Origin of the sequence: Roseobacter sp., assembly GCF_024639605.1 — a bacterium.
Taxonomy (GTDB): Bacteria; Pseudomonadota; Alphaproteobacteria; order Rhodobacterales; family Rhodobacteraceae; genus Roseobacter.
Genome location: NZ_JAHEHZ010000237.1, coordinates 1 through 3,498, shown reverse-complemented (window position 1 = coordinate 3,498; position 3,498 = coordinate 1). Strand labels below are relative to the sequence as shown.

Annotated in this window: 3 protein-coding genes; 1 reads left to right on the top strand and 2 read right to left on the bottom strand. The window is 58.4% G+C overall.

What is annotated here, in order from left to right; all coding sequences use genetic code 11:
- Positions 1–153 precede the first annotated feature (153 nt).
- Together Q0M35_RS18125 and Q0M35_RS18120 are read right to left on the bottom strand one after the other, a co-directional pair.
- Positions 154–402 (bottom strand): hypothetical protein, encoded by a 249-nt coding sequence (locus Q0M35_RS18125; protein WP_295317651.1) that lies wholly within the window; start codon positions 400–402, stop codon positions 154–156.
- A gap of 45 nt (positions 403–447) precedes the next feature.
- Positions 448–2,298 (bottom strand): Na/Pi symporter, encoded by a 1,851-nt coding sequence (locus Q0M35_RS18120; protein ID WP_295317650.1) that lies wholly within the window; start codon positions 2,296–2,298, stop codon positions 448–450.
- A 157-nt stretch (positions 2,299–2,455) separates the two neighbouring features.
- Here Q0M35_RS18120 and Q0M35_RS18115 point away from each other — a divergent pair.
- On the top strand, positions 2,456–3,498 hold a 1,043-nt coding region (locus tag Q0M35_RS18115; RefSeq protein WP_295317649.1), incomplete at its 3' end, for an inorganic phosphate transporter.

Genomic DNA, 3,498 nt, shown 5'->3' with positions numbered 1-3,498 from the left:
GTTCTGTCTGTACTTAAGTCGCGTGTTTTTTAGCCGGGCGGGAACCGGCTCACATTGCTTGACGGGGAGAGTTTTGCCGTCGCATGAAAAGCCCGATGAGACGAGAAGGCCCGGTTTGTCTGTCGCAGCACCCGCGCGCGCAGCCCCGACCGCTCAGACCAGTTCCCTGAGCAGCCATTCTGCCCTTTCGATATGCGCGCGCGCGATCTGAAGCTTGCTTTCAAGCCGCGCTTTTTTGTCTGGTGAGGTCGCCTGCGATATTTCAGCCTCCAGCGCGCTCGATTTTGAGCGCAGCTTCCCGAGCACTTTTTCAACATGATGTGGTTTTATCTTTTGCGCCTTGCCGCTCTCAAGGCGCACATTGTAATCATCGACTTTTGCAGCAAGCTTCCTGAGACCCATACTATTTGCTCCGCTCCTGACAATCGGGGGGATAGTGGACGTGTTTCATGACGGTTTCGTGACCGTTGCCTTTGGTGTGGGAGAATTGCTGTTGTCCTTCGGTCCGGACAATGCCTCGTCGAGTTCGTCTTCGTCGAGCGCAAGAATTCGTTCCACTTCAGCCATCGCAGTGTCGCTTTCGAGGTAATAGCTGCGGGCCGCTTCGATCAGATCGCGCATGGCGTCGTAGGCGTATCCGGCATCGTTCATAAAGGATGTGGCGGCAGTGGGGTTCAGTTGCCCGGTGCGGATGAGCGTTTCAACCCGCCGTGATGCAGAGCGCGCGTCTTCTTCGATCCGGGCGCGCTCCTGGTCGAGCCACAGGGCGGTGCGGTCCTGCGGTCCGGCAAGACCGAGTTTCCTGATTTCCACCGCAATACGGGCAATTTCTGTGCGCAGTTCGTCATAAAGTTCTGTTGTCGCGCCCTGCTGCCGGACGGTGTAGCGCAGGATATTCTTGCGCAGGTGTTTTATGGATTTTACCGCCCTCACGATGTTACTCGCCACGTCGCGCAGGGAATATATGCGTTCTGCAATCTCCGGCGCGATCCGCTTGTCACCAGCGCGTGTGCTGAACTCCACGATGCCGGAATACAGCGTCTTCACACGGCGCTCATAGCCCTCGTTGATATCAATTTCGAGGGGCTTCCGGCTTGCCCGGACCAGCCCGGCCACGTCATCGGTTGCATAGACCTGATCGCGATGCAGGTTCAGCCCGTGCAGGATAAGTTCCGCCGCGTTTTCGTAAAGGTGCAACACTTCTTTGCGCAACGCGATCTCGAGCGCCTGCGGGAATTCGTCGACTGCCTCGTTCAGATAGCGCGGACGGCTCACGTCCGGTGCAGGCTCGGTTATGCGCCGTTCGAGAAATTGAATGAGCCGGCTCAGAAACGGCAGCATGAGTGCGACGCCGAGTACGTTAAATATCGTATGAAACACCGCAAGTTTCATTGCGTAGTCACTTGCGCCGATGCCCGCCAGATCGCTGATCCGATCCACCGCCCCGCGCAGGGGTGTGATGAAAACCAGCGCAACAATCGCAGTTGCCATGTTGAATATGAGATGTGCCAGTGCGAGGCGTCTGCCCTGGAAGTTTGCGCCGAGCGAGCCGATGATCGCCGTAATCGTCGTTCCGATATTGGCACCGATCGCCAGTGCGAGTGCATTCTCATAGCTGATCTGCCCGGCCGCGAGAGCTGTGAGGATCAGAACCATCGTCGCGTGGCTCGACTGCATGATGACGGTGGCGGCGGTGCCGGTAAGAGTATAGACGAACAGGCCCGTCAGACCGGACAGGGCAAAGCGCGTGAGGTCGATCTGATCCTTAAAAGCGTCGAACCCTTCCTTCATGTAATGGATGCCGAGAAACAGAAACCCCAGACCACCAAGCGCATAGCCAATGCCCCGCAAGAACCCCTGTTTCTGAAATACGAGCACGATGCTGATTGCGATCATCGGCATTGCATATGCAGCTATGTTGACTTTCAGGCCGAGCCCGGCGACCAGCCAGGCGCCGGTTGTCGTCCCGATGTTCGCGCCGAATATTACCCCCACACCGCCGGTCAGCGAGATCAGTCCGGCACTCAGAAACGATATCGTAACGATCGAGATAAGGGAGCTGGACTGCAGCAGGGTGGTCGAAATTATTCCGAAGCCGATCGCACGCGGCGTCGAGGCTGTCGAACGCTCGAGGACCTTTTCAAGGGTGCCACCGCCAAGCAACTTGAAGCCGTCCTCCAGCATCAGCATGCCAAACAGAAAGATCGCGACCCCGGCCGCAATCTCCTGCGCATCAGGGCTGAACCAGAAGGTCAGCAGCAGCGCACCGATTGCGACCGGAAGATAATAGCGCTTCATGCCGGCCGGCCGGCACAAAGATCACGCGCAGCCAGAGGGCGTCCCCTTACAGGCGGCGCGACATGAACCGTCGTTTTCTTCACCGATCGCCCCCCTGCTGCGCGTTGCATTCACGAAACATACCGACAGCCGGAAGGGCCTCATTGATCTGGGTCACATGGGCTCGTCTACGATTTGCGATGATGCCCTTACTGCTAGCAGAAAATTAAGGGGCCCTGCCGTGTTGCGAACCGAAAATATTGAGTACGCCGTTCAGCGAAACCGTGACGAACTGTTCCGCTTTGGAACGGCGCTGATCTTCATCGTCGGGATCATGCTCTTTACCATTGTCCGGACCGATGGGGGCATCGACGGTATCCTGATGGTCGCCGCGGCGATGATCGGCGGGTACATGGCCATGAACATCGGTGCGAACGATGTCGCCAACAACGTCGGACCTGCCGTCGGATCGCAGGCTATAACGCTGACCGGCGCCATCCTCATCGCAGCGTTTTTTGAGGCCGGCGGCGCACTGGTGGCTGGCGGAGATGTCGTGGGGACGATCAAAAGCGGGATCATCGACCCCGATCTGGTCGCGGACCGGGACACCTTTATATGGCTGATGATTGCGGCGCTCCTGGCGGCTGCGGTCTGGCTGAATTTTGCCACAGCCATCGGCGCGCCGGTGTCGACAACCCATTCGATTGTCGGCGGGGTCCTTGGCGCGGGCATTGCGGCCTCCGGATGGGGTATCGCGGACTGGTCGGTGGTGAGCAGGATCGCGGCAAGCTGGGTGATTTCTCCGCTCATGGGGGGGCTTATCGCAGCAGGGTTTCTCTATCTGATCAAGCATTCAATTACCTACAAGCGCGACGTTCTCGCGGCCGCTGACCGGATGGTGCCGGTACTGGTGGCTTTCATGGCCTGGGCGTTTGCCACATACCTGATGCTGAAAGGGGTGAAGAAGCTCGTCCAGGTCACGTTCCCTGTGGCTGCCCTGATCGGGTGCGCCGTCGCCGTTGCGGTATACGTCATCATGCGGCCCTACATCAGGCGGATGACGGGGCGTCTGGAAAACCGCAAAACGAGCGTGAACGAGCTCTTTACGGTCCCTTTGATCTTTGCCGCGGCTCTTTTAAGCTTTGCGCACGGGGCGAATGATGTCGCCAATGCGGTCGGTCCGCTTGCCGGGATCAACGAAGCCATTTCCGAAGGCGGCAT